A 24,781-nucleotide genomic window follows, 5' to 3' on the forward strand; every position below is an offset into this window, starting at 1 on the left:
TCCCTTCATGATCAACGACCGAGAAAGAGAGAGCACCATGGATCGTCCGGTGGGAATCGCCTTCGTCGGCTGCGGCAGCGTGATGTCCGGCCCGTACACCAGGCTGGCCCGGCAACTCCGGGAACGGGGCGAGGTCTCGTTGGTGGCCGCCTGTGACGTGGTCCCCGACCGTGCGGCGTTCGTCCGGGACGAGCTCGGCATCGAACGGTTCGCCACCGACTACCGGGAGATCATCACGGCCGACGACGTCGACGCCGTGCTGGTGCTGACCTCGATGCCGGAGCACGGGGCGATCGCCAAGGCCGCGCTGGAGGCCGGCAAGCACGTCCTGGTGGAGAAGCCGATGGCGACCACGCTCGCCGAAGCCCGGGAACTCCTGGCCGTTGCCGAGCGCAGCCCCGGTCACCTGGTCTGCGCCCCGCACGTCGTGCTCAGTCCCACGTACCAGGCGATCTGGCGGCACCTCCACCGCGGCGACGTCGGCAGGATCCATCTGGCCCGGGCCCGCTACGGCTGGGCCGGACCGTGGTGGGGCCAGTGGTTCTACCGGTCCGGCGGCGGGCCGCTGTTCGACCTCGGCGTCTACAACCTGACCACGCTGACCGGCCTGATCGGACCGGCCCGGCGGGTGACGGCGATGGCCGGCACCGCCATCCCGGAACGCCGTGTCGATGGCGAGTTGATCAAGGTCGAGGTCGAGGACAACTTCCAGATCACCGTCGACTTCGGCGACGCCTGCTTCGGCACCGTGACCACCGGCTTCTCCATGCAGTCGTACCGCGGCCCGGCCGTCGAACTGTACGGCGGGGCCGGGACCATCCAGATGATGGGCGACGACTGGGCTCCGGAGGGCTACGAGTTGTGGCGCAACGACATCGGGGCCTGGCAACTGCATCGCGAGCAGGATCCGCACTGGCCGTGGACGGACGGCCTGCGCCACCTGGTGGACTGCATTCGCCATGATCAGCAGCCGGTGATCCGGCCGGAGCACGCGTACCACGTGCTGGAGATCATGATCAAGGCGATCGAGTCCGCGCGGGAGGGGCGGACGCTCGACATCGAGAGCACGTTCACCCCTCCCACGTTCGCCGACGACGGGGACCGCGCCGACGCCCATCTGCTCCACGATCCGACTCACTGACCGGACCACTCGGCTCTCTGCCAGGGGTACGCGTGCGGCGTCTCCAGCCGGGTCGGCGGCACCGCGAAGGCCATGATGTAGGCGCGGCGAGTGCCCTGCGACGTGTTCGGTCCGGCGTAGTGCAGGGTCCGGCAGTGATGGATCGTGCACCCGCCGGGCGGCAGCGGCACGGCCACCCGCTCCACGCCGTCGGCGATCGGGTCGGCGAGTTGGAGCGCGTGCGCCTCCGGATCGACCAGGGTGTGCGGCACCACCCCGCCACGGTGGCTGCCGGGCACGAACTGCATGCAGCCGTTCTGCACCGTTGCTTCCTGCAGCGGCATCCAGATGCTCAACGCGGTGTGGTCGTACGCGGGGTCCCAGTAGGCCTCGTCCTGGTGCCAGGGTGTGGCCGCGCCGTGGGCTGGTGGCTTGCTGATCGCATGATCACCGGCCGGCGCGGCCTCGTCGCCGAGCAGCTGCCGGGCCACCGCCAGCGCGTTCGCGCGGGCCTGGATCTCGATCAGCTCCGGCGCATACTTCTGGGGGTTGAGGATCTGCGGCAGGGTCTCCTGCCCGTCGTCGTCAAGCTTTCCGAGCTCCAGATGATCACCGGCTTCGAACGCCGCGCTGCCGCGGGCGAACAGTTGATCATAAACGGTCCGCAGGGCGGCCACCTCGGCCGTTGTGGTGAGCGCCTCCAGCCGGAGGAACCCGTCCCGGTGGAAGGCCGCGATCTGGTCGGCGTCGAGCCGAACGGCGGTTTGTTCTGTCGTCATGATCACGAGCCTAGGTTTCCGAGCCCGGCCGGACTTGTCCCGGAGTGCCGATCAGTTGACCGGAAGGAGCGAGCATGATCACGGAACCTGCTGGCGCTGACGCCGAACTGGGCCCGGAAGGCCCGCGAGAAGTGCGCCGAGTCGGTGAACCCGCAGTCGTGGGCGATCCGGGTGATCGGCCGGGCCGTCGTGATCAACAACTCGCTGGACCGGAGCAGCCGGTAGCGTCTGAGGTAGGCCATCGGCGTCGTCCCGAGGGTGTCCCGGAACGTCCGCGCCAGGTGCTTCGGCGACAGGTGAGCGCTTTCGGCCAGCCGGCGCAGGTCCAGCGGCTCGGCGAACCGTTCGGCGATCAGATCCAGTACCGCGCGCAGCTCCGGCCGCAACATCAACTGCCGGGGAATCGTGCCGGTGATCGCGCCCGTACTGATCTCGGTCAGATCGACGCCGGCCGCGTTGACGATCTTGGCCAGCGCCAACTGGGCCGACGCCGGGGCGCTGAACGCACGGTCGGTCCCCTGCCCGCGCGCAGCGCCGACGGTGGCGCGAACCAGCGACCGGAGCTCCTCGCCGGGGTCGGCCAGCACCAACGGCAACTCGAGCTCGCCCAGCAGATCGACAGCTCCGGCGAAGATCACGCTGCAGCCGAACCCGACCAGAGCGAGCACCTCGTCCGCCCCGTTCCACGACCTACGGGTACGGCCCGGTCGCAGGATCGCCAACTGGCCGGGTGCGACGACCGCCTCTTGATCACCGAGGACCAGTTGGCAGCGACCGCGCTGGATCAGCCAGACCTCGGCCCAGGGCTGCTCGGCCAGTTCGAGGCGCCACCCCGGCCGGACGGCGACGTCGTACACCTCGTGCAGGCGGAACACGGCGCGATCCCAGAGACCTTCGAGGTCGACGTGGTCCTGGCGGATCCAGTCGGACTCGAGCGGAAGCCGTGGCTCGGACACGGGTTCACCCTGTCACACCACGCCACCCGGCCTGAAGATCACGACGAGGAGCGTCATGGCTGAGTTGTTCATCGACGGGCGCTGGTGCGAGCCCGCCGCCGGCGCTGTCCGTACCATCACCTGCCCGGCCGACGGCCGGGTGGTCGCCGAGGTGTCCGAGGGACGGCGCGAGGACACGGTCGCGGCCATCGAGGCGGCCCGGCACGCCTTCGACGACGGGCGGTGGAGCTCTCGCTCACCCCACCAGCGCGGCGAGGTGCTGTCCATGGTCGCCGACCTGCTGGCCCGCGACCATGATCGTTTCGCCCGAGCGGAGAGCCTGGACACCGGGAAGCGGCTCGCGGAGAGCCAGCAGGACGTCGCTGACGTGATCGCGGTGTTCCGCTACTACGCGGCGCTGATCAGCACCGCCGATCCGGTCCGGCGCGTCGACCCGGGAATGGCCACGGTGACCAGCAGGGTGATCAAGGAGCCGGTCGGTGTCTGCGGGCTGATCACGCCGTGGAACTATCCGCTGCTGCAGGCCGCCTGGAAGATCGCGCCGTGCCTGGCCGCCGGGAACTCGCTGGTGTTCAAGCCGAGCGAGCTCACGCCGTCCACCGCGATCATGCTGACGGCCGCTCTGGCCGAAGCCGGGCTGCCGGGCGGTGTCGCCAACCTCGTGCTCGGGGCCGGACCCGAGGCCGGAGCGGTTCTGGCGGAGCATCCGGCGGTCGACCTGATCAGCTTCACCGGCGGACTCGCCACCGGCCGTCGGCTGATGGCAGCGGCCGCCGCGACCGTCAAACGCGTGACTCTCGAACTCGGCGGCAAGAATCCCAACATCGTCTTCGCCGATGCCGACCTCGACACGGCGCTGGAGTTCGCCCTCACCGCCGCCTTCCTGCATTCAGGGCAGGTCTGCTCGGCCGGCACCCGGCTGCTCCTGGAGGACTCGATCGCCCCCGAGTTCACCGACCGGCTCGTCGTCCGGGCCGAGCAGATCAGGCTCGGCGGACCGTTCGATCCCCGGGCCGAGGCCGGCCCGTTGATCAGCGCGGAACACCGGGACAAGGTCGCCGCCTATGTCGCGGCCGGCCTCGCCGAGGGTGCCGAACTCCGCTGTGGCGGGGCCGCTCCGGACGACCCGAGTCTGAGCCCCGGGTTCTTCTACCGGCCGACGGTCCTGGACCGGTGCCGAACCGGGATGACCGTCGTACGGGAAGAGTCCTTCGGTCCGGTGATCACCATCGAGACGTTCGGCGGTGCATCGGCGACCGACCTGGAGCGGAACGTGGCCCGCCTCGCCAACGATTCGATCTTCGGTCTGGCCGGCGCGGTGTGGACCGGCAGCGAGGAACGAGCCCAGCGAATGGCTGGGCTGCTTCGCCTCGGCACGGTCTGGATCAACGACTACCACCCGTATCTGCCCGGGGCGGAATGGGGCGGCTACAAGCAGTCCGGCGTCGGGCGGGAGCTCGGGCCGACCGGACTGGACGAGTACCGCGAGATCAAGCACATCTGGCACAACGCTGCCCCGGCGGGTGTCGGAGGCGTCGGTTAGCGTCGAGCGATGATCAATCAGGGCCCGGGCCGTCCTCAAGATCGGCTTGCCCAGCCACGAGACGATCGATCTTGCTGCCGCCTGGCGGGCCTACGATCCGCGCGGGCTGGTTCGGTTGCTGGCGTACGAGGCCGCCGACAACGCCTTCTTGATCGATTTGTGCGAGCCGGGTGGCGCGGTGGTCGAACTGGCTGCAGCGGAGTCCGATGCCGCGGCGGCGGACCTGCTGCCACGTCTGTGGTCACCAGCGCCCGACCTCGAGCTCCCGTTGCTCTCGGAGATCGCGAACCGCCAGGCGGTCAGGCTGCGTGAGCGCGCGGACCGGCTCGGGCCGGCCCTGTACCGGGACGGCGGCGAGCTCTTCGACGAGCTGGCGGCGACGACGCCGGCCGAGTTGATCTTGCACGGCGACTTCCACCCGCGGAATGTCCTGCAATCGTCTCGCGGCTGGCTGGCGATCGATCCGCGACCGGTGATCGGCGAGCCCGCCTACGACCTCGCCATCCATCTGCTCTACCAGATCCACGCCGATCCGGAGCCGATCGGCCGGATCCCCCGCCTGGCGGAACGGCTGGAGGTGTCTCCTCGCCGCACCCACCTGTGGCTGACCGGAAAGCTGGTCCAGTTCGTCTCCTGGCTGCACGACACCGGCCAGAACGACCGGGCGCGGCCCGGCGGTCCACGGCACAGCGGCTCGTCGACGCGCTCTGAGTGTCAGCGGCCTCGGCAAGCTGACACGAGCACTGCGCAAGGCGCAGAATGGAAGGAGACTCGATGTGTCCGAAGCGAAACCGGAGGAAGCCGTGCCAGGGCTGCAGCGCAAGCGGATGTCGTACCAGGAGTGGTGGGCGCTCCCGGCGAAACCCAAGACGGAGTGGGTCGACGGGGAGGTCGTCGTGAACTCCCCGGCGTCGCACCCGCACCAGAAGGCGTCGTTCCGGCTCACCTCACTGCTCGACGCCGCGCTGCCCGGTCTCGACGTGGTCCAGGATGTCGGAGTTCAGCTTCCGAACAACCGGGTCCGGGTGCCCGACATCTCTGTGCTCCGGCGACCACCGGAGGGGTTCCTCGTCTCCGAGGCACCGGTGCTGGTCGTCGAGATCCTGTCGCCGAGCACGCGCGGCGAGGACACGGTACGCAAGTCGGGCGAATACGCCGGTGCCGGCATCGAGCAGTACTGGATTCTGGACCCCGAACTCCGTGCCCTGGACCTCTACGCGAACTCCGGCAGCGGCTGGACGCCGCTGCTCCACCTCGACGACCGGGAATCTCGTGGCAGCGCCGGCGTGGGGGCGAGCCCGGTGGAGCTTGACCTGATCAAGCTGCTCGGCAACCGACCCTGAGCCTGCCGAGAAGATACTCGGCAGGCCCAGGGTCCAAGATCAACTAGAAGTCGAAGCCGGCCTCGGCTCGGGACTTGATGTAGGCCGGGATGTCCTCCTGGTCGGCGACGATCAGGGCTGAGTCGACGGTCATCGCGTCCTTGAGGACGTGCTGCCGGAACACCATGTAGAGCGGGATGTCCCAGTACTCGGTGTTCTGGTAGCCGGTCACGGTGGCATTCTCGCCCCAGTAGACCGCCGAGGTGTCGATCTCCTTCAACTCGGGGATCGCCTCACCGAACGAGGCGATCACCTGTTCGGTCGGCAGCACGGCCTTGATCGCGTGCCGGGACAGCTCCGTCTGTGCCTCCTCCGAGACCAGCCACTTGATCACCTGGTACGCAGCCTCCTTCTTCGCCGACTGCTTGGTGACGAACGCGGCCAGCGTGTTCGGTTGGTAGATCGTCGTCGATCCCTGCTCCAGCACGGGAACGGGCGCGATGCCGAGGTCGACCGACTTCATCCATTCGGCGTAGGACTCCTCGTCGCCGTCGTCGGTCATCAACTCGCTGCCGGCGTACAGGGGCAGCTTGCGCAACGAGTCCACCGCCATCGCGACCCGTCCGGGGCGGCTCATGTCACCCTTCACCAGGTCGTCCACCGTGGTGAAGCCGTTGCGCGGGATCAGCAGGAACCGTTCCAGGTTGGCGCCGAGTTCCGCCCACTCCTCCGTCGTCAGGTCGATCGCGACGTCCTCCGGCGCCGGCTGCTCACTGCCGGCGTCGGTGAACGGGTAGAGGCCGCGCTGGTTGAACTCGAGGTAGTTGTCCGGATGCTGCAGATAACCCTTGTAGGCGGCCAGTCCGTCCTGCCGGGTCAGCCGCTTCGCGGCCTTGTAGGCGTCGTCGTACGTCCAGCCCGGCTTCGGGTACGACCGGCCGAACTTGTCGAAGATCGCCTTGTTGTAGAACAGCAGATGCTCGTCGATGAAGACCGGGACGCCGTAGAGGCCGCCGTCGGACCGGGACCGGACCAGCTCGATCGCTGCCTGGTTGAGCGGTGCAAGATCGACTCCGGCCTCCGCGAGTCCCGGAGTCATGTCCTCGACCCAGCCGAGCGGTTCAAGATCACGGTCGATCCGGTTCCGCGGATTGTCGATCACGATGTCCGGCACCACGCCGGCCGCCTGCAGATCCTCGTACCGGATCGGCATGTCCCAGGTCGCGTACTTGATCTTGAGATCGGGGAACGCCGCGCGCAGCTTGTTGCCGATCATCTCGTCGAAGACTCTGGTCGCCTGCCGGTCCTCGGTCGGCGAGTACTCGAACGGCTTGTAGTTCGCGGCGAAGACGAACAGTTCGTCGTCGAAGACGCAGAACTCCTCGTCGTACCTGTTCGGCACCAGGGTCGCCCCGGGGTCGGAGCAGTCCCGCTCCGCCGCGGCGCCTTCGTCGGCCACCGCGCCGGGGACACTGATCAAGGTCAGCCCGGCCAGGGCCGCACCGAGCTTGATCAGCAGACTTCGCGTACGGGATCGAGCCCGCAGTTTCGTTGATGACATCATCGTCCTCTCTCTCCACGTGGTCAGGAATTGACCCGGACCTCGGCGAAGTCGGCCGAGGCGTAGTTGTTGATCGCGTTCGACTCCTGGTTGCCGTCGACCGCCAACCCGATGTGCACGCGACCGGCCATCGGGATCCGTTCGTAGCCGATTCGGGTCCACTGCAGTGAGTCGGTGCTCAGGTGTGCCTCGAACTCGGTGCCCCGCTTGATCAACCGGATCCAGTACGGCTTGGCGTCGAGTTCATCGTCGTCCCAGGGGTACGGGCTGATGCTCGGCTCATCGCCGAAGCGGGCGAAGCGGGACACGTGGCCCTTCAGGCCGCCGGCGGACCAGACAATGCCGCCGGTGAAGTACGGCGAGTCCGGTTCCAGCGTCTCCCTGATCATGAGGCCGGCGTAGACGCCCTCGTACACGCGGCTGAGCCGGTCGATCCGCGCGATGATCTCCACGATCGACGACGGGCCCGCCTCGATCTCCCGGTGGACGAACTGGAACGCGTCCTGCTTGGCCCAGATCTTGCCCGATCCCTTGACCGTGAACGCGTCGTCGCCCTTCAACGCCGCGGCACCGGCGATCGGGACGTCGCCGACGTCGGTCGAGGTCCAGCCGGCCAGGTCGGTGGTGCGGTTGACGTGGACGGGCGTACCGGTGGACTGGGTCTTCAGGCCCCGGCTGTCGGTGGCCCGGGCGGTCAGGTACCAGGTGCCGTCGGTGACGCCGGACCAGGTGATCTTGTACGGCGCCGACTTCACGACGCCGAGCGACTTGTCGCCGGCGAAGAACTCGACCGCGGTGATCGTCGCGTCGCCGTCGGCCGTCGCCTCCGCGGTGATCACCAGTTCCTGTTCCGCCGCGGCGTCGGCGAAGACCTGGTTCTGCTTCGGTGAGGTGATCACCACCTCGGGATTCGCCGCGCTGTCACGCTGCAACGAGTTCAGGTAGCGCTCCAGGTTGCTGTAGCCGTCCGGACCGATCGCCGCGCCGTCGGCCGGATCCTTCGGATCCAGGTCGTGCGCCTTCTCCCAGTCGTCCGGAATGCCGTCGTGATCACGGTCGCCCGGTGGCTCGGCCGACTCGAGCACCGGGAAGCCGCCGACCTCGGTCTGGGAGTTGATCAACCGGCCGGTCCCGTTGCGGACGTCGGCCAGCAGCCGGGCGTCCACGGCGTCGAGGCGCGGGAGGTTGGCGCCGACGTCGGCGAGCACCGCCTGGTACGCCTCCTGAGCCGTCTGGGTCCTGATCTCGTTGGGGAACGGGATCGGCTCGGCCGCATGAGTGATGCCGCCGACCGGCACCGTGATCCCGGCCAGATTGTCCGCGGTGATCTCGGGATGGCCCTCGATCTCGTTCTCCGACACGTGCCAGCGACCGCCCCGGCCGGGCGCGACGATCTCCGGCGCGGTCCCGGCCAGAGTCGCCGGGCCGGGCTTGTAGTAGTTGGCGACCAGGTTGATCCCCTCGCACCACTCGCCCCCGTAGCAGGACGTGAAACCGTAGTCGTAGATCACGTTGTTGCGGTGGTCCACGAGTTGATCAAGGTGCTCGACGAAGCTGAACCGCGGGTTGCGTCCACCCTGGTGGACCAGCAGATTGTGGTGGTACGTGACGTTCTGGCCACCCCACAGTCCGCCGTACCCGTGCCGGCCCTTCTCGTGCGCGGACATGGTCAGGCCCTCGGCGATCAAGCAGTGCGACACCGTGACGTCGTAGTTGCCGTACAAGGAGAAGCACTCGTCGACGCCCCAGCTGACCGAGCAGTGGTCGATCACCAGGTTGCGCCGGCCCTCGCCCTTGAACGTGTCGATCGGCGTCCCCATCCGGTCGCCGCCGCGCACCCGCAGGTAGCGGATGATGATGTTGTCGCCGTCCACGGTGAACTCGTTGTTGACCACCGCGATGCCGTCGCCCGGCGCGGTCTGGCCGGCGATGGTCAGATTGGAGCCGGTGATGTCCAGGCCGCCCTGGAGCTCTATCGTGCCACCGACCCGGAAGACGATCATGCGGTTGCTCTGCGATACCGCGTCGCGCAGCGATCCCGGGCCGGAGTCGGCCAACGTGGTGACCTCGTAGACGGGGTGGCCCCGACCGCCGGTGGTGAACTTCCCGGCGCCCTCGGCTCCCGGGAATGCGGGCACGGTGTTGCCGACGACGGCCTGCTGCTGAGCCGGCGGCTTGCGCTTGTTGATCTTGCTCGTGTCGAGCTTGCTGTCGGCCGGCAGGTCGGGCTCGGCACGGGCTGCCGGCGCCGACTGCACCTGCTGGGCGACCATGATCGCCGGTGTGGTCAGCGCGGCCCCCACCAGGAAGCCACGGCGGCCGAAGCCGCGGATCGGTCGTTTCGGATGTGCTTCGGTCACCGGACACTCCTTTGGTCAGACGGTGCACAGAAGTTCGCGCGACGTCCCGGACGTCGCGACCACGGCTTTGCATGCCGGTGGTATGCCACATGCTAGGTTGCGCGCTTCACGAGCGTCAAGAGTCGCTCTCACGGCTTGTTCACAACGGTTCTCGTCTGGCCTGACCGGCATGCCGCATCGCCCGGTCGTCCCACGGCGTGCTTCATGGGCGATCCACAGCAGGAGCACAGCGTCGGCCAACGCGGTCCGAGCAGGCTGGTGGCCGTACTCGCACAACGATCCGACGAGGAGCATCCGATGCAGCAGAGCGACGGCGACTACCAGGGACGGACCCTGCCCCGCCCGGACGAGGAGGTGGTCGACCAGGGCCTCGGATTTGATCTTGGTACGTTGTTCAGCCGCCGCTCCATGCTGACCGCCCTCGGGATCGGCACGGCCGCTGCCGGCCTCACGGCCTGCGGCGTGTCCGGTGCAGCCAACGAAACCTCGGGCGCCACCGGTGACGGCGGGTTGACTGAGATTCCGGACGAGACGGCGGGGCCGTACCCGGGTGACGGATCGAACGGCCCCGACGTGCTGGAGCAGTCCGGCATCATCCGCAGCGACCTCCGGACCAGCTTCGGCACCGGCGCCACCGCCGCCGGGGTGCCGCTGGAACTGACGTTGACGATCATCGACCTGGCCGGCGGTGACGTTCCGTTCGAGGGAGTCGCGGTGTATGTCTGGCACTGTGATCGGGAGGGCCGCTACTCCATGTATTCCGAGGGAGTCGAGAACGAGAACTATCTGCGCGGCGTGCAGATAGCCGACGCCGACGGCAAGGTCACGTTCACCAGCATCTTCCCGGCGTGCTACTCGGGGCGGTGGCCGCACATCCACTTCGAGGTGTATCCGGATCAGGACAGCATCGCCGATGCGACGAACGCGATCTCGACCTCACAGGTCGCGCTGCCCCAGGATGCCTGCGACGCCGTCTACGCGACCGACGGCTACCAGCAGTCGGTCAGCAACCTGTCTCGGATCAGCCTGGACTCCGACAACGTGTTCGGCGACGACGGCGGGGTCACCCAGCTCGGCACCACGACCGGCAGCGTCGAGAACGGCTATCAGGTATCGCTGAAGGTCGGCGTCGACACGACCACGGAGCCGACGGGTGGCGGCCGGCCCCCGTCCCGATGATCATGTCGATCGAGGCGTGCCGTACGTTTCGATCATGAGCAGACGGCCGAAGGCGATGGTGCGCGTCGTCGCACATCGCGGGATGCACTCCGAGCCCGAGGGACTGCGGGAGAACACCGTGGCGGCGATCAAGGCGGCTCTCGACGAGGGCGTCCGGATGATCGAGGTCGATGTCCGGGTGACGCGGGACGGCACCGTCGTGCTGCTGCACGATGCGACACTGGAGCGGCTCTGGGGCGATCCGCGAGCGGTCGGCGAGATGGAGCTGGCCGAGGTTCGTGGATTGGGTGGCGGCGATCGCCGGATCCCCTTGCTGGCCGAGGCTCTGGAGCTGGTCCGCGGCACCGGGGCGATCTTGCTGATCGACCTGGACGAGCCCGGGCCGGCCGGTCCCGCGGTCGAGGTCGTACGGGATGCGGCGGCGGAGGACGTCTCGGCCTGGTGCGGTCATCCGGACGCGATGCGGATGATCAGGGCCGCCTTGCCCGATGCCGAGATCTGGCAGCCCTGGTATTCCACCCGGCCGCCGACCTCGGCCGACCTGGCCGACCTGCGGCCCGCCGTGGTCAACGCCAACCATCTGCTGGTCGGGCGGAGTTGGGTCGAGGCAGTCCATGATCTTGGTGCCGCGGTCTCCTGCTGGACCGTGGACGACCCGGCCCAGGCAGCCCATCTGGCCGTCATCGGCGTCGATTCGATCACGACCAACCGCGTCCGCATCGCCCGGGACGCCGTCGCCGCGCCGGCCCTGGACGAACGCGGTCGCCAGGTCGCGATCGCCACCGAGCTGGCCGGGCACGCCGCCGAGATCACCCGACGGGCCCGGCGGAACGGAGTCGGTCCGGTGGCGACCAAGACCGGTCCGGCCGATCACGTCACCGAACTGGACCGCGCGATCGAGCGCCGGGTCCGTGACGTGATCGGCGCGCAGTTTCCTGATCATGATCTGGTCGGCGAGGAGTACGGCGGGGTCGCCGACGGCCGGCCGTGCTGGTACGTGGACCCGATCGACGGGACCGCCAACCTGGCCAACGGCGTGCCCTGGACCAGCTTCTCCCTCGCCCTCGTCGAGGACGGCCGGCCGGTGGTCGGTGCGGTGATCGATCCGGCGTCGCTGGCGCCGGTCGCCGCCGCGACGGGCCGCGGCACCTGGCGGAACGGGCAGCGGCTGCAGATCGCAGCGCAGCCCGGGCTCGAGCCGTTGGCCGGCGCCGTCGTGTTCACCGAACTGGCCGGCGCCCGGCCCTGGCCCGGCCTGACCACCCTGATGGAGCGGCTGGCGAACCGGCACTGCACGCTGCGGATCCCCGGTTCCGGCACCGCGACCCTGGCCGGGATCGCCGCCGGACGCGGTGCGGCCGCGATCATCCACAGCTACAGCCCGATCGACCACGCCGCCGCGGTGTTGATCATCCTCGAGGCGGGCGGCACCGTCCTCGATCCGGCCGGTGCGGCTCGGATCCCGGTGCCCGGCGAGCCGGTGATCGCGGGCCGCGACGCCGCCACGGCCCGCGCCCTCTGGTCGGTCTGGCAGGACTCGGCCTGATCAACTCATGATCTCCTCGGCAAAGCCCAGGTCGGCCTCGATCCGTTGCCTGGCGAAGCCCTCGGTGATCGAGCGATGGACCCGGTGCACGGCGTGGTGGGCCTGGTAGCTGCGCAGGGTCACTGACTCGAGTCGACCGAGCACGGCATCGATTGCCCGCTGCTCCGCAGGTTTGATGGTGCTGCGCCCGATACTGCCCCACGGCAGCCCGACCAGCGCATAGTGCCGGTCTCCCCGCGCCACGCCGAAGTTCCAGTCCACGATGCCGCTGACCTGGCCGGAGTCGTCGAACAGGACGTTGCCGGGCGAGTAGTCGGTGTGGACCAGGTCGTCGCCGTGCATCCGCAGCGGCCGGCCGCTGTCCACCTCGAGCAGCCGCGCCAGCAGTCGGCGTCCCCGCGTGCCGTACCCACCGATCGTGTCCTCGAAGACTCCGTAGCCCGGACCATGGGTCGGGAAGTCCGGCGGGGGCGGCACCTCGGGATGCCGGCGCAACAGACCAGCGAAGCGGTCGTTCGCGGCGACGAAGGCGGCCACGGTGGTCTGATCAAGGTGTTCGACATGACGCCCCGGCAGCCGCTCCTGCACCACCGCCACATAGCCGTCGTGCAGGTCGAGCACCAGTTGGTACGCGGGCACCGGAAGCCCCTGTTTCCGTACCTCATTGAGTACGGTGGCCGTCAATTCCACGGACGACAGCGACGCTCGCGGCCGGGTCAGCGCCGACTGCCGGCCGTCCGGCCAGGCAACGAACGCGGCACTGCTGACCCCGCCGACCTGGTCGGCGAGGCCGGTCAGCACCAGACCGCTCGCGGTGCGGAGATTGATCTCTTCGACGACGGCCGTCGGCGCCCACGGATTCTCCGAGAGCCGGAATTCGATCGGATGATCAGTTGACATGAGAAAAGCCCCTTCCTGAGTTCGGAGGGGGCCTAGAGGAGGTGCCTCCCACATTCTGTCACGTGGCGACGGGATGCGACAACCGAAAGTTGATGTCGATTTCAGTCGTGCGCGATCAGGTTCATGTGTTTAGCCTGAAGTGATGGATGAACACGAGGCCGTCAAGGCCTGGAGCAGGATCGTCGGGGCGGCTCGGCTGGAACCGATGGTGACCGTGAGCAACCAGCTGTGGCGGGTGATCGCCGAGGACGGGCGGGAGTGGGTGATCAAGAGGCTGCCGGAGTGGGCGCCCGGGGCCGGGCCGGTCGACGAGTACCGGGTGCTGCTGCACCTCCAGCACAGCGGGGTACCGGTCGCGGTTCCCATGATCACCGATGACGGGCTGATCGCGCACAACGCCGACCGCCTCGGCACCGGCCCGACCGACAAGCTGCCGACCGGAACCCACGCCTACGTGCTGATTCCGGCGCTGCCCAGCGACCCGCGGCTCACCGAGTCACCGGAACTCGCGCACACCATCGGGGCGGCGATCGGCCGGCTGGAACTGGCCCTGGCCGACTGCCCGTGGCCGGTGACCTCGTTCACCGACGACCCGGCGCAAGAGATCCTGTGGGAACGGTTCGACGGCATGCCGGAGTCCCTGCGTGAACTCGCACTGCCGTACCGCCGGCGATCGTACGAGGCCATCGTCGGCCTGCCCACCCAACGGGTCACGCACGGTGACTGCAACGTCGGCAACCTGTTGCTGCACGACGGTGCGGTGACCGGCTTCATCGATCTTGATCATCTTCCGTCGGGACCGCGGATCCGGGACCTGAGCTACTACCTGACCAGCCGGCTCTCCGCGCACCTGGACAACGGCGACCCGGCGGCGCTGGCGGCAGTACTTCCGCATTATCTCGAAGGGTTCCGGGCCGAGTGCCCGGTGACCGACCGCGAACTCGCCGCCGTCGTGCCGATGATGTTCACGGTCGCGATCGGGATGGCCGACTGGCGGTCCCGCCGGGACGGTGATTCGGCCGCCTATCAACAGAGTCTGAGCACCGTCGCCTGGCTGGCTGCAGCCCGGTGGTGAGAGGGATGGACCGATCCGGTTGCGGGTGGTGATCAGCTCTCCATGATCAACCGGGCGAACTGCTCGGCGCCGATGTTGCCGCCGGACAGGATGACGCCGACCGGTCCGCTGGAGTTGATCTTGGCCGTCAGTAGGGCGGCCAGCGGGCTGGCACCGCTCGGTTCGAGAACGATCTTGAGCCGCTCGTACGCCCAGCGCACCGCCTCGACCAGTTCCGCGTCGCTGACCAGGACGATCGAGTCGAGCAGTCGGCGGTTGATCGCGAACGTCAGCTCACCCGGCTGCGGCACGGCTTGGCCGTCGGCCAGGGTATGCGGCACCGGTACCGCGATCCGTTCGCCGGCCGCCAGCGAGCGGTACGTGTCGTCGCCGGCCTCGGGCTCGATGCCGATCACCCGTACGCCAGGCGACAGGTCGGTCGCGATCACCGAACAGCCGGCCGCCAGGCCGCCGCCACCGACCGGCACCACCAACGTCTCCAGCGGCCCGGCGCCCTCGATCAGTTCCAGCGCCGCCGTACCCTGCCCGGCGATCACGTCAGGATGGTCGAACGGCGGGATCATGATCAATCCGCGTTCCTGCGCCAGCGCCGCGCTGATGGCGTCGCGGTCCTCGGTGTAACGGTCGTAGGGGACGATCTCCGCGCCGTAGCCGGCCGTCGCGTCCAGCTTGAGCCGCGGGGTGTCCTTCGGCATCACGATCACCGCCGACGCGCCGAGCTCGCGGGCGGCCAGCGCAACGGCCTGGGCATGGTTGCCGGACGAGTGGGCGACCACGCCGCGACTCCGCTGCTCCGGGGTGAGCCGGGCGATCGCGTTGTACGCGCCACGGAACTTGAACGCCCCGACCCGCTGCAGGTTCTCGCACTTGAGCAGCACCGGCGCACTGACGATCTGGTCCAGGGTGCGGGAGCGCAACACGGGTGTCCGATGGGCGACGCCGCGCAAGCGCTCGGCTGCAGCCCGCACGTCGGCGGCGGACACGGGAAGCGCTGCTCTGTAGTCTGCAGTCACCGGATGATCATGGTCGCGGGCCGGTTCGGAGTCAACGGCGGCGATGCGCAAGACTGGGGCCGCTCGGGGACCCGTACGTCTGCCAGGAGAAGACCATGCCTTCCAGCCCCGTCCGACGTTCCATGATCATCGCTGCCGCGACGCTCGGGGCGTTGCTGCCGGGCCTCATCCTCTCCCCCGCTTACGCCGACGACGGCGGACCCGCCGCCGGACTGCTGGACGGCACGATCACCGTCGACGCCGGTCCCCTGTCCGACCTGCGCCCGGAGGCGGACCCGACCGACGGCGCCGCGGCCCGGCTACTGGTCGTCCGCGGCGTGGTTGCCACCGTCGCCAAGCTCGAGGTCTCCGGCCTGGACCCGGCGGCCGCCGGCCACAGCTACGGCGTGCACGTGCACACCGGGCCGTGCGTCGCCGGCGACGGCGAGGCCGCCGGGCCGCACTACAACCACGACAAGACCACCAGCCGCGAGCCGGCCCGGATCTCGGCCACCACCGAGGTGTGGCTCGACATCACGGTGGACCGGCACGGTCGCGGTCACGCGACGACCGTGGTGCCGTTCGCTCTCCCGACCGCCGGTGACGGGATCGGCTCGGTGGTCGTCCACGAGCACCCGACCGATCACGCCGGCATGGCCGGCGGCCGCTTGGCCTGCCTGCCCCTCGTTCCGTGAGGGCGACTACTGCTGCCTGAGCGGGTCAGCTTGGCGGCGGTCGACCGGATGCGGCGTCGCGCGTTCGGTTTCTCGCTGCCGCTGAATCGTTCTGCCGTCGTGTGGCGTCCAGCGTGCCGAGAAGGGTGAGTGCCTCTGCCGTGGGACTGTTCGGCGGCGCGTGGTAGACGACGACTTGCTGACCGTACGCGCCGGGAACGTCGAAGGTCTGATAGTTCAGCGACAGTGGGCCCGCCTCGGGGTGGATGAGTTCCTTGGTGTCGTTGGCTTTGCCGCGGACGGCGTGCGAACGCCACAGCTCGGCGAACTCGGCACTCTCGGCGACGAGCGAACGCACGAGTTCGTTCAGGCGCGGATAGTGCGGGTGAAGGCCGGTGGCGTGGCGCAGGCTGGCCACGGTGGCCTCGGCCGCCCGGCTCCACTGCCGGTGGAAACGGCGAGCCACTGGGTCGAGGAAGGTCATCAGGGCAAGGTTGTCCCTGCGCTGGAACGGGGAGAACAGTGCGCACGCCAAGGCATTGGCGGTCAGGAAGTCGAGTGCCGGATTGAGGACGAACGCCGGAGTGTGCGCGTAGCCGTCCAGTAGCTGCTTGAGCGTCGGATCGACGGTCCGCCGAGGCTGCGGTGCTTGGCCCGGCTGCGCGCCGGCAAGCCGGTACAGGTGCTCCCGTGTCGCGTCGTCCAGTTGGAGCGCCCCGCTGAGAGCGTCGAGGATCTGCGGCGAAGGACCGCGCTCACGCCCTTGTTCCAGTCGGGCGTAGTAGTCCGCGTTCATCCCTGCCAGGACAGCAACTTCCTCCCGCCGCAGTCCGGTGACCCGGCGACGGCCGTACGAAGTCAGCCCCACGTCGACCGGCCGCAGACGTGCCCGGCGTGCCCGCAGGAACTCTCCGAAGAGGTTGCCGGTCACCCCTCCACGGTAGGTCATCGAACGACCGCTTGCCTGGGTGTGCCACACCCAGGAACCAGCCACCCTTGTCGCTCCGCGGCGCGCGGACGAAGGTCGTCGTCGAGGACCTTTCGCAACACAGAGGAGACGAAGGGATGGAGCATTCGAGCAAGGCCGCCGTCCTGATCACCGGCGCGAGCAGCGGGATCGGCGAAGCAACCGCCCGAAGGCTCGCAGCCGATGGGCATCGAGTGTTCCTGGGCGCACGCCGGGTCGCGAGACTCGAGCGGCTGGCCATTGACCTCGCTGAGGCCGGTGGGATCGCGGCGTTCCGCGGGCTGGACGTCACCGACGCGACGAGCACGCGTGAATTCATCGCCGCCGCCCAAGCCGAATTCGGCCGGGTCGACGTGCTGGTGAACAACGCCGGGGTGATGCCCCTGTCCCCGTTGGCCGCGCTCAAGACCGCCGAGTGGGACCGCATGATCGACGTCAACCTACGCGGCGTGCTGAACGGCATTGCCGCAGCTTTACCGGTGATGCGCGAGCAGGGCGGCGGGCATTTCGTGAGCATCGCGTCCGTCGGAGCCTACGAGGTCTCCCCCACCGCCGCCGTCTACTGCGCCACCAAGTTCGCCGTACGCGCGATCTCCGAAGGACTGCGCCAGGAATCGGACGGAACCATCCGCGTCAGCCTGGTCTCCCCCGGCGTCACCGAGTCCGAACTGGCCGACAGCATCACCGATGCCCAGGCGCGGGAAGCCATGAAGGCCTACCGCGCCGTCGCGCTACCCGCCTCCGCGATCGCCGACGCCATCGCCTACGCAGTGGCGCAACCGCCGCAGGTCGACGTCAACGAGATCATCGTGCGGCCCTCCGGCAGCGCCCAATAGCCGGGCCACGCAGGCCCTGAGACAGAACGAACGAAAGGAGCAGGACATGACACAGCAGCAGAGCAGGCGAGTGTTCGGCACGCTCGCCCTGGGTCTGGGTGGGCTCGCACTGGCGAGCCCCTCCGCGACGGCGGCCCCGCCGGACCATGGCTCGCCGGGCGGCAACAAGGCGATCGTGAGAAGGGCGTTCGCGCTGCAGAACAGCGGCGGCAGCTTCTACGACATCCTGCATGACCGGGTGACCTGGACCGTCGTCAACGGCCGTACCTACTACAGCAAGCAGGAATTCCTCGACGAGGGTTCCGGCCCGATCCTCACCCGTCTGAAGACCATCCTGCGGATGACGCCCAGCAACCTGCTGGCATCCGGGAACACGGTTGTCGCGCAGTTCACCGGCGAAGCGATCGCTCTCGACGGCCTGCCGTACCGCAACGACTACTGCTGGGTGCTCACCCTCCGCCGGGGCCTGGTTGTGCAGGCGCACGCCTACCTGGACACAGTAGCCATCCGCGAATTGATAGACCGCGTGAACCCCTCGTCCTGACGAAGGCGGGCCACGGTGGACCATGCTGCCCGCCGTGGACATCGCTGACCACAACACACGGGTTTGTCGTGGGCCGCAAGGTCAGCTCGTCATCACGACGGTCGCGAGATAGGCGGGCCCGGCCACGCCTCTCGTAAATGCAACGAATGTCGCATTAGCCTGCTATGCTGGACGGCATGTCCGGGAATCTGCACCTGTCCGGGGTCGGCTTCGGCTGGCCGGACGGCAACCAGCTGTTCACCGGGATCGACGCGACCTGGACGGATCAACGGATCGGCCTGGTCGGCGACAACGGCACCGGCAAGTCCACCCTGTTGCGTCTGATCACCGGCGAACTCGTGCCGACCGCAGGCACCGTCCGCACCTCCGGCCCGGTCGCGGTGCTGCCGCAGACGATCGCCACCCGCGATCGGCGTACCGTCTCCGACCTGCTGGCGATCACCGAACTCCGGGCCGCCATCGCCCGGGTGCTGGCCGGCACGCCGACCGCCGGCGACCTCAGCCTGTCCCCCGACGACTGGCAGGTCGAGGATCGGGCCCTGGCCAGCCTGGCCCGGGTCGGCATCACGGCCGGACCGGACTGGCTCGACCGCTCCGTCGCGTCACTGTCCGGCGGTGAGGCGACCATGATCGGGATCGCGGCGACCCTGCTCCGCCGAGCACCGGTCACGGTCTGGGACGAGCCGACGAACAACCTGGACCGGACGGCCCGGGACCGGCTCTACCGGCTGGTCACCGACGGCTGGCCCGGCCTGTTGATCATCGTCAGCCATGATCGGGAACTGCTCGGGCTGGTCGACGCGATCGCCGAGCTGTACAGCGGCGAACTGCGCCTATTCGGCGGGCCGTACAGCAGCTATCGCGCGACGCTCGAGGCCGAGCAGCAGGCCGCCGAGCGCGACGTCCGGGACGCCCGGTCCACCCTGCGCAAGGAACGCCGCCAGCTCGCCGACGTGCACGTCGCGCTGGCCCGCCGGCAGCGGTACGCGCACACGGACTACGTCAACAAGCGCCGGCCGAAGGTGATCATGAGACAGCGCGCCCGGGAGGCCCAGGTATCGGCCGGCAAGTACCGGCTGCTGCACGAGGGCAAGCTGGACGAGGCGGCGGCCGAGCTGCGCCGGGCCGAGGACCAGGTGCGGACCGACCCGGCGATCCGGATCGACCTGCCCGGGACCGAGGTGCCGGAGCGCAAGGTGATCGCCGAACTCGCGTTGCCGGATCGGACCATGATCATCCGCGGACCGGAGCGGATCGCCGTCACCGGCGCGAACGGCGTCGGCAAGACCACGTTGCTGCACGCCCTGGCCGCGGCGACGCCGGCGGCCAGGGTCGGCCGGCTGCCGCAGCGGCTGGACCTGCTCGACGATCGCCGTACCCTGCTGGAGAATCTGACCGGTTCCGGACCGGCCGACGACAACGCGATCCGGGCTCGGCTGGCCCGGTTCGGCTTCCGCGGCGACAGCGTCGACCGCCCGGCCAGCACCCTGTCCGGTGGCGAACGCTTCCGCGCCACGCTGTCCCTGCTGCTACTCCCCCAGCCTCCGCCACAATTGCTGATCATGGACGAACCGACCAACAACCTCGATCTGACCAGCGTCGGCCAGTTGATCACGGCCCTGTCCGGGTTCCGCGGCGCCTTGGTCGTCGCAGGTCATGATCACGACCTGTTCACTCGGGTCGGGACCACCCGGCGCTGGCACCTGTCCCGGGACCATGATCAACTCCGGATCGACGATCGGCCCTTGTCGTGACGGCCGCACGACCGGGCGGTCGGACCGCCCGCAACACCCGCGCGATCTTCGACGCCCTGTTCGCCGAGCTGGTCGAACGTGGTCACGGCGGCCTGACCATGGAGGCGATCGCGACCCGGGCCGGCGTGCACAAGTCGACCCTGTACCGGCGCTGGCCGACCACCGACCTGCTGCTCGCCGCCGCACTTGCCGAGCATCCACGCAATGACTGGACCCCCGACCGCTCCGGAGAGTTGATCAAGGACCTGGTCGGCGTCGGCCGGGCGGTGCTGGACGGCCTTGACGATCCGGTGATCGGGCCGATCTCACGAGCCTGCATGGCCGCCGCGTTCGGTTCAGAGCCCGCGGCCGCGGCCCTGACCGCGTTCCTGGACGATCAGAACCGGCGCGCCGCGATCGTCGTCACCGACGCGATCGAACGCGGCGACCTGCCGCCCGACACGGACCCGACCGCGCTGATCGAGCGGCTGGTCGCACCGCTCTACTACCGCCGGCTGATCCTGCACCGCCCGGTGCCGCCCGAAGCCCTGACCGCCGCTGCTCGGGCCGCCCTCCGGCCCGCGGAGGGAGTCAGTCGCTCCGGTTGAATCGGCACTCCGCGCTGGCCCTGTCGCGCCCACACAGCTCCGGTACGGGACAATGACAGCCGCCCCACCCGGATCGAACGTCGAGGAAGTCATGGTCGAACGCCGCCTGCCCCGCCCGAAGGATCTCGCTCCGCTGATGCAGCTGAAGCGGCCGGAGCTCAATCCCAAGAAGCGGCGGCTGGCGAACGCGCTGACGGTCGAGGACCTGCGCCGGATCGCCAAGCGGCGCACGCCGCGGGCCGCGTTCGACTACACCGACGGGGCGGCGGAGGAGGAGTTCTCGCTGTCCCGGGCCCGGCAGACGTTCCGCGACGTGACCCTGCACCCGCGGATCCTGCGCGATGTGTCGTCGATCGACACCTCGGTCCAGGTGCTCGGCAAGAAGTCGGCCTGGCCGTTCGGCATCGCCCCGACCGGGTTCACCCGGATGATGCACACCGAGGGTGAGGTCGCCGGCGTCCGCGCGGCCGGGCGGGCCGGGATCCCGTACTCGCTGTCCACCATGGGCACCACCTCGATCGAGGACGTTCGGGCCGCCGGGCCGGACACCCGGAAGTGGTTCCAGCTCTACATGTGGAAGGACCGCGACCGGTCGATGAACCTGGTCCAGCGGGCCGCCGACAACGGCTACGACACGCTGCTGGTGACCGTTGACGTCCCGGTCGCCGGGGCCCGGCTGCGGGACACCCGGAACGGGCTGACGATCCCGCCGACGCTCACCCCGAAGACGATCGTCGACGCGATCCCGCGGCCCTGGTGGTGGTTCGACTTCCTCACCACCGAGCCGCTGTCGTTCGCCACCCTGGACCGCTGGTCCGGCACGGTCGCCGAACTGCTCGACGTGATGTTCGACCCGACGGTGGACTTCGACGACCTCGCCTGGATCAAGGACCAGTGGCCCGGATCCCTGGTGGTGAAGGGAATCCAGAACGTCGAGGACGCCAAGTTGGTGGCCTCGCTCGGGGTCGACGGGATCATCCTGTCCAACCACGGCGGCCGCCAGCTGGACCGCGCGCCGATCCCGCTGCGGCTCCTGCCCGAGGTGGTACGGGAGGTCGGCAACGACTTGGAGGTGATGGTCGACACCGGCATCATGTCCGGCACCGACATCGTCACCGCGATGGCGCTCGGGGCGAAGTTCACCCTGGTCGGCCGCGCCTACCTGTACGGGCTGATGGCGGGCGGCGAGGCCGGCGTCGACCGGATGATCGAGATCCTGACCAGCCAGATCGCCCGCACCATGAAGCTGCTCGGCGCCCGCTCGATCGAGGAGCTCGAGCCGTCCATGGTCACCCTCAACTGACCGCGGAATAAGGCACCCGGCCGCCGAGGTTGTTCCTCGTCGTGACCGAACTGCCGCACACCGATCTGGCGCTGTCCGTACTCGACCTGGTGCCGGTGCGCACCGACCAGACCACGACCGACGCGATCCGGGCGTCGCTGCGGCTCGCCGAGACCGCCGACGAGCTCGGCTTCCACCGCTACTGGGTGGCCGAGCACCACAACATGCCGGCCGTGGCGGCGACGAATCCGCCGGTGCTGATCGGCATCATCGCGGCGGCCACGCAGCGGATCCGGGTGGGTTCCGGCGGGGTGATGCTGCCCAACCACGCGCCGTTGGTGGTGGCGGAGCAGTTCGCGCTGCTGGAGGCTGCTTACCCGGGCCGGATCGATCTCGGCATCGGCCGGGCGCCGGGCAGCGACCCGGTCACCAACTACGTGCTGCGGACCGCGGCCGGGCGCGGCGACGCCGACGTCGAGCGGTTCCCCGATTACGTGTCCGACGTGATCGCGCTGATGGACACCGAGGGCGTCGAGCTCGATCTGCAGGGCCGCCGGTACCCGTTGCGGGCCACGCCGCGGGCCACCGCGACGCCGGTGGTGTGGCTGCTCGGTTCGTCGCTCTACTCGGCCGAGCTGGCGGCGGCGCGTGGGCTGCCGTACGTCTTCGCACATCACTTCTCCGGCGAGGGGACCCAGGAGGCGCTGCGGGTCTACCGGTCGAACTTCCGGCCATCCGACCTGCTCGCCGAGCCGCGGACGTTCCTGACCGTGAACGCTGCCGTCGCGCCGACCGAGGCGGAGGCGCGGCGGCTGACCGTACCGCAGCAGTTGGCGATGATCGCGCTGCGGACCGGTGGCGAGCTGAAACCGGCTCCGACGGTCGAGGAGGCCGAGCAGGTCGAACTGCCCGCCGCGCACCGGGAACTGGCCGAGGCGATGAGCGCTCGCTGGGTGGTCGGCGACCCACCCACGGCCGCCGCGGCCCTTCGTGATCTTGCCCACACGTACGGCGTCGACGAGGTGATGATCCACCCGATCGCCGGGGCGTTCGCGGGCACCGCGGCCGACCGGTCCCCCGCCCGGGAGCAGACGCTGCGGCTGCTGGCCGGGGCGCTGGCGGAGCCGGACCCGGTTCGGATTGCCTGAGAAATGCACAGGGACGGGTCAGGTAGCGGGCATACCCTTGGCCGGGTGATCGAGACGTCCTCCGGCCCCGAACGCCTGCTGCCCCAGAGCTTGGGTGACCTCCGCCAACTGCGCGAGGAGTTCACCCGGTTCATGATGGAGTACAAGTTCGGCATCGACGAGATGTCGACCAAGATCAAGATCCTGCAGGACGAGTTCAGTCAGCTGCACGACTACAACCCGATCGAGCACGTCTCGTCCCGGCTGAAGGCGCCGGACAGCATTCTGGACAAGATCATCCGGAAGGGCTGCGAGCCGACCTTCTCCGCGATCCGGGAGACGATCACCGATATCGCCGGGGTCCGGGTCACCTGCAGCTTCGTCTCCGACGTCTACCGGGTGTTCGATCTGCTGGCCGGCCAGGCGGACGTCAAGGTGCTCGACGTCCGCGACTACATCGCCGAGCCGAAGCCGAACGGCTATCGCAGCCTGCACGGGATCGTCGAGGTGCCGGTCTTCCTGTCCGACGGGGTCGTGCCGGTGACCGTCGAGGTGCAACTGCGGACGATCGCGATGGACTTCTGGGCCAGCCTCGAGCACAAGATCTATTACAAGTACCGCAAGCAGGTGCCGACCGAGCTGCTCCGCGACCTGCAGCAGGCCGCCGAGACCGCGCATCGGCTGGACGGCACCATGCAGCGGCTGCACGAGGAGATCCACCGGGCCGACGTCGCTGAGGCCGCACCGACGGCCTCGGATGATCTGACCCCGTCGGACGAGGTGCTGCGGCAACTCTGGCACGCCCGCCAGCAGTCCGGGCTCGACTGACGGGCGGCGCCCAACCGCGACGCAGCGCGGCCCGGATCGGGTTCACGGCGGCTGCGTCGCTCAGGCGGAGGCGCGGAGCTGGCCGCGGAGGTCGTTGCGCAGCCGGATCGGATCGATCGCGAAGCTCTCCAGCAGCCGGTGGGCCATGCTGCCGACGTCACCGAGCACGCCGAGCAGCAGATGTTCGGCGTCGATTCCCTTGCTACGCAGGTTGATCGCCTCCCGCAGCGCCAACTCGAGGGACTTCTTGGCCCGCTTGCTGAACGGCAGGTGACCCCGCTGCTCGCGACGCCGGTCGGTCGCGTCCAACGCGCCCTCGCCGAAGGTCCGCTCGACCCGCTGCCGTACTTGATCAAGGTCGATGCCGAGCGAGGCCAGGGCCTGCGCGTCCAGTTCGTCGTCGCAGCCGAGCAGGCGGATCAGCCGGTCCCGGGCCGTCGCATAGTCGACTCCCGCGTCGACCAGGGTCCGGCGGGCGATGCCGGTGTCCTGCCACAGTACGCCGAGCAGGACGTGCTCGCTGCCGATCATCGGGTGCCGCAGTTCGCGGGCCACCGTCTGCGCGTGCAGGACGCTCTCCCGGGCCGAGAGCGAGAAGCGTTCGAACATGATCATCCCTTCCTGGTCAGCGCCGGCCGTGCTTCTTGTGGACCGCCTGCTTGGACACCCCGAGCACGGTGGCGATGTCCTGCCAGGACCAGCCGAGCCCGCGGGCTCGCTCGACGTGCAGACGTTCCAGTTGGTCGGCCAGCAGCCGGAGGCTGCGCACGGCACGCAGACCCTCACCGGGGTCGGCGCTCTCGATGGCCGTGTTGAGGTCAGCGGTGCTGCTCATGCCGTCATCCTAGG

23 protein-coding genes and 1 pseudogene are annotated in these 24,781 nt (G+C 69.2%); 15 read left to right on the forward strand and 9 right to left on the reverse strand.

Features of this window, described 5'->3' with window-relative positions:
- Window positions 1-37 precede the first annotated feature (37 nt).
- Complete coding sequence (locus BKA15_RS10005) at window positions 38-1,141, forward strand: Gfo/Idh/MocA family protein (RefSeq protein WP_179750351.1); 1,104 nt, start codon at window positions 38-40, stop codon at window positions 1,139-1,141.
- Here the strand turns inward: BKA15_RS10005 and BKA15_RS10010 are convergent.
- The gene (locus BKA15_RS10010) at window positions 1,135-1,899 is read right to left on the reverse strand and encodes a phytanoyl-CoA dioxygenase family protein (protein ID WP_179750353.1); all 765 of its coding nucleotides are present in this window, start codon (window positions 1,897-1,899) and stop codon (window positions 1,135-1,137) included. The genes BKA15_RS10005 and BKA15_RS10010 overlap by 7 nt on opposite strands.
- Window positions 1,900-1,901: 2 nt before the next feature.
- Window positions 1,902-2,855 carry an AraC family transcriptional regulator gene (locus BKA15_RS36810; protein ID WP_179750356.1) on the reverse strand — a complete coding sequence of 318 codons (954 nt, stop codon included), beginning with the start codon at window positions 2,853-2,855 and terminating at the stop codon, window positions 1,902-1,904.
- Window positions 2,856-2,910: 55 nt separating this feature from the next.
- Between BKA15_RS36810 and BKA15_RS10020 the strand changes: the two genes are divergently transcribed.
- The 3 genes and pseudogenes from BKA15_RS10020 to BKA15_RS10030 all read left to right on the forward strand — a co-directional run bounded on the left by BKA15_RS10020 (window position 2,911) and on the right by BKA15_RS10030 (window position 5,741).
- Window positions 2,911-4,398, forward strand: coding sequence for an aldehyde dehydrogenase family protein (locus BKA15_RS10020; protein WP_179750358.1), 1,488 nt, complete (start codon window positions 2,911-2,913; stop codon window positions 4,396-4,398).
- 115 nt (window positions 4,399-4,513) lie between these two features.
- Window positions 4,514-4,978 (forward strand): annotated as a pseudogene (locus BKA15_RS37235) (aminoglycoside phosphotransferase family protein); the annotation flags it as partial.
- 196 nt (window positions 4,979-5,174) lie between these two features.
- Window positions 5,175-5,741: a Uma2 family endonuclease gene (locus BKA15_RS10030; protein ID WP_179750360.1), complete on the forward strand. Its 567-nt coding sequence runs from the start codon at window positions 5,175-5,177 to the stop codon at window positions 5,739-5,741.
- Between the two features lie 43 nt (window positions 5,742-5,784).
- Here the strand turns inward: BKA15_RS10030 and BKA15_RS10035 are convergent, their stop codons facing one another.
- Complete coding sequence (locus tag BKA15_RS10035; protein WP_179750362.1) at window positions 5,785-7,284, reverse strand: ABC transporter substrate-binding protein; 1,500 nt, start codon at window positions 7,282-7,284, stop codon at window positions 5,785-5,787.
- Between the two features lie 20 nt (window positions 7,285-7,304).
- Window positions 7,305-9,641: an Ig-like domain-containing protein gene (locus BKA15_RS10040; RefSeq protein WP_179750364.1), complete on the reverse strand. Its 2,337-nt coding sequence runs from the start codon at window positions 9,639-9,641 to the stop codon at window positions 7,305-7,307.
- 297 nt (window positions 9,642-9,938) lie between these two features.
- Between BKA15_RS10040 and BKA15_RS10045 the strand changes: the two genes are divergently transcribed.
- A complete protein-coding gene (locus BKA15_RS10045; protein WP_179750366.1) occupies window positions 9,939-10,820 on the forward strand; it encodes an intradiol ring-cleavage dioxygenase in 882 nt (293 codons plus the stop codon).
- A gap of 34 nt (window positions 10,821-10,854) precedes the next feature.
- On the forward strand, window positions 10,855-12,366 hold the full coding sequence (locus BKA15_RS10050) for an inositol monophosphatase family protein (RefSeq protein ID WP_179750368.1): 1,512 nt from the start codon (window positions 10,855-10,857) through the stop codon (window positions 12,364-12,366).
- Here the strand turns inward: BKA15_RS10050 and BKA15_RS10055 are convergent, their stop codons facing one another.
- Entirely contained in the window at window positions 12,367-13,266 is a 900-nt protein-coding gene (locus BKA15_RS10055; protein WP_179750370.1) for a phosphotransferase, read from the reverse strand.
- Window positions 13,267-13,408: 142 nt separating this feature from the next.
- Here BKA15_RS10055 and BKA15_RS10060 point away from each other — a divergent pair, with 142 nt between their 5' ends.
- Window positions 13,409-14,341 (forward strand): phosphotransferase enzyme family protein, encoded by a 933-nt coding sequence (locus BKA15_RS10060; RefSeq protein ID WP_179750372.1) that lies wholly within the window; start codon window positions 13,409-13,411, stop codon window positions 14,339-14,341.
- Window positions 14,342-14,373: 32 nt separating this feature from the next.
- Here the strand turns inward: BKA15_RS10060 and BKA15_RS10065 are convergent, their stop codons facing one another.
- Window positions 14,374-15,354 (reverse strand): threonine ammonia-lyase, encoded by a 981-nt coding sequence (locus BKA15_RS10065; RefSeq protein WP_179750374.1) that lies wholly within the window; start codon window positions 15,352-15,354, stop codon window positions 14,374-14,376.
- A 95-nt stretch (window positions 15,355-15,449) separates the two neighbouring features.
- Here BKA15_RS10065 and BKA15_RS10070 point away from each other — a divergent pair, with 95 nt between their 5' ends.
- Entirely contained in the window at window positions 15,450-16,028 is a 579-nt protein-coding gene (locus BKA15_RS10070) for a superoxide dismutase family protein (protein WP_179750376.1), read from the forward strand.
- A 25-nt stretch (window positions 16,029-16,053) separates the two neighbouring features.
- Here BKA15_RS10070 and BKA15_RS10075 read toward each other — a convergent pair whose 3' ends face one another.
- Window positions 16,054-16,938 (reverse strand): helix-turn-helix transcriptional regulator, encoded by an 885-nt coding sequence (locus BKA15_RS10075; RefSeq protein ID WP_312878919.1) that lies wholly within the window; start codon window positions 16,936-16,938, stop codon window positions 16,054-16,056.
- Between the two features lie 134 nt (window positions 16,939-17,072).
- On the opposite strand from BKA15_RS10075, the gene BKA15_RS10080 reads away from it, so the two are divergent.
- The 7 genes from BKA15_RS10080 (at window position 17,073) to BKA15_RS10110 (ending at window position 23,932) form a co-directional block, all read left to right on the forward strand.
- Complete coding sequence (locus BKA15_RS10080; protein ID WP_179750380.1) at window positions 17,073-17,810, forward strand: SDR family oxidoreductase; 738 nt, start codon at window positions 17,073-17,075, stop codon at window positions 17,808-17,810.
- 46 nt (window positions 17,811-17,856) lie between these two features.
- Window positions 17,857-18,354 (forward strand): nuclear transport factor 2 family protein, encoded by a 498-nt coding sequence (locus tag BKA15_RS10085; RefSeq protein ID WP_218871182.1) that lies wholly within the window; start codon window positions 17,857-17,859, stop codon window positions 18,352-18,354.
- Window positions 18,355-18,530: 176 nt separating this feature from the next.
- Entirely contained in the window at window positions 18,531-20,108 is a 1,578-nt protein-coding gene (locus BKA15_RS10090) for an ATP-binding cassette domain-containing protein (protein ID WP_179750382.1), read from the forward strand.
- Complete coding sequence (locus tag BKA15_RS10095) at window positions 20,105-20,695, forward strand: TetR/AcrR family transcriptional regulator (protein WP_179750384.1); 591 nt, start codon at window positions 20,105-20,107, stop codon at window positions 20,693-20,695. The genes BKA15_RS10090 and BKA15_RS10095 overlap by 4 nt, the downstream gene beginning before the upstream one ends.
- A gap of 91 nt (window positions 20,696-20,786) precedes the next feature.
- Window positions 20,787-21,998 (forward strand): alpha-hydroxy acid oxidase, encoded by a 1,212-nt coding sequence (locus tag BKA15_RS10100; protein WP_179750386.1) that lies wholly within the window; start codon window positions 20,787-20,789, stop codon window positions 21,996-21,998.
- A 41-nt stretch (window positions 21,999-22,039) separates the two neighbouring features.
- The gene (locus BKA15_RS10105; RefSeq protein WP_312878921.1) at window positions 22,040-23,125 is read left to right on the forward strand and encodes an LLM class flavin-dependent oxidoreductase; all 1,086 of its coding nucleotides are present in this window, start codon (window positions 22,040-22,042) and stop codon (window positions 23,123-23,125) included.
- Window positions 23,126-23,170: 45 nt separating this feature from the next.
- Window positions 23,171-23,932, forward strand: a complete 762-nt coding sequence (locus BKA15_RS10110) for a GTP pyrophosphokinase (RefSeq protein ID WP_312878922.1) — start codon at window positions 23,171-23,173, stop codon at window positions 23,930-23,932.
- A 60-nt stretch (window positions 23,933-23,992) separates the two neighbouring features.
- Here BKA15_RS10110 and BKA15_RS10115 read toward each other — a convergent pair whose 3' ends face one another.
- Window positions 23,993-24,547: a Clp protease N-terminal domain-containing protein gene (locus BKA15_RS10115; protein WP_179750390.1), complete on the reverse strand. Its 555-nt coding sequence runs from the start codon at window positions 24,545-24,547 to the stop codon at window positions 23,993-23,995.
- 10 nt (window positions 24,548-24,557) lie between these two features.
- Window positions 24,558-24,767: an RNA polymerase subunit sigma-70 gene (locus tag BKA15_RS10120; protein WP_179750392.1), complete on the reverse strand. Its 210-nt coding sequence runs from the start codon at window positions 24,765-24,767 to the stop codon at window positions 24,558-24,560.
- Window positions 24,768-24,781 lie beyond the last annotated feature (14 nt).

Source organism: Microlunatus parietis (genome assembly GCF_013407955.1).
GTDB classification, from domain to species: domain Bacteria; phylum Actinomycetota; class Actinomycetes; order Propionibacteriales; family Propionibacteriaceae; genus Microlunatus; species Microlunatus parietis.

Coding starts and splice junctions, on each gene's coding strand:
- BKA15_RS10010 (WP_179750353.1), bottom strand. CDS start 1,899: ATGACGACAGAACAAACCGCCGTTCGGCTCGACGCCGACCAGATCGCG.
- BKA15_RS10005 (WP_179750351.1), top strand. CDS start 38: ATGGATCGTCCGGTGGGAATCGCCTTCGTCGGCTGCGGCAGCGTGATG.
- BKA15_RS10050 (WP_179750368.1), top strand. CDS start 10,855: ATGAGCAGACGGCCGAAGGCGATGGTGCGCGTCGTCGCACATCGCGGG.
- BKA15_RS10020 (WP_179750358.1), top strand. CDS start 2,911: ATGGCTGAGTTGTTCATCGACGGGCGCTGGTGCGAGCCCGCCGCCGGC.
- BKA15_RS10115 (WP_179750390.1), bottom strand. CDS start 24,547: ATGATCATGTTCGAACGCTTCTCGCTCTCGGCCCGGGAGAGCGTCCTG.
- BKA15_RS10090 (WP_179750382.1), top strand. CDS start 18,531: ATGTCCGGGAATCTGCACCTGTCCGGGGTCGGCTTCGGCTGGCCGGAC.
- BKA15_RS10045 (WP_179750366.1), top strand. CDS start 9,939: ATGCAGCAGAGCGACGGCGACTACCAGGGACGGACCCTGCCCCGCCCG.
- BKA15_RS10085 (WP_218871182.1), top strand. CDS start 17,857: ATGACACAGCAGCAGAGCAGGCGAGTGTTCGGCACGCTCGCCCTGGGT.
- BKA15_RS10055 (WP_179750370.1), bottom strand. CDS start 13,266: ATGTCAACTGATCATCCGATCGAATTCCGGCTCTCGGAGAATCCGTGG.
- BKA15_RS10060 (WP_179750372.1), top strand. CDS start 13,409: ATGGATGAACACGAGGCCGTCAAGGCCTGGAGCAGGATCGTCGGGGCG.
- BKA15_RS10035 (WP_179750362.1), bottom strand. CDS start 7,284: ATGATGTCATCAACGAAACTGCGGGCTCGATCCCGTACGCGAAGTCTG.
- BKA15_RS10100 (WP_179750386.1), top strand. CDS start 20,787: ATGGTCGAACGCCGCCTGCCCCGCCCGAAGGATCTCGCTCCGCTGATG.
- BKA15_RS10070 (WP_179750376.1), top strand. CDS start 15,450: ATGCCTTCCAGCCCCGTCCGACGTTCCATGATCATCGCTGCCGCGACG.
- BKA15_RS10080 (WP_179750380.1), top strand. CDS start 17,073: ATGGAGCATTCGAGCAAGGCCGCCGTCCTGATCACCGGCGCGAGCAGC.
- BKA15_RS10120 (WP_179750392.1), bottom strand. CDS start 24,767: ATGAGCAGCACCGCTGACCTCAACACGGCCATCGAGAGCGCCGACCCC.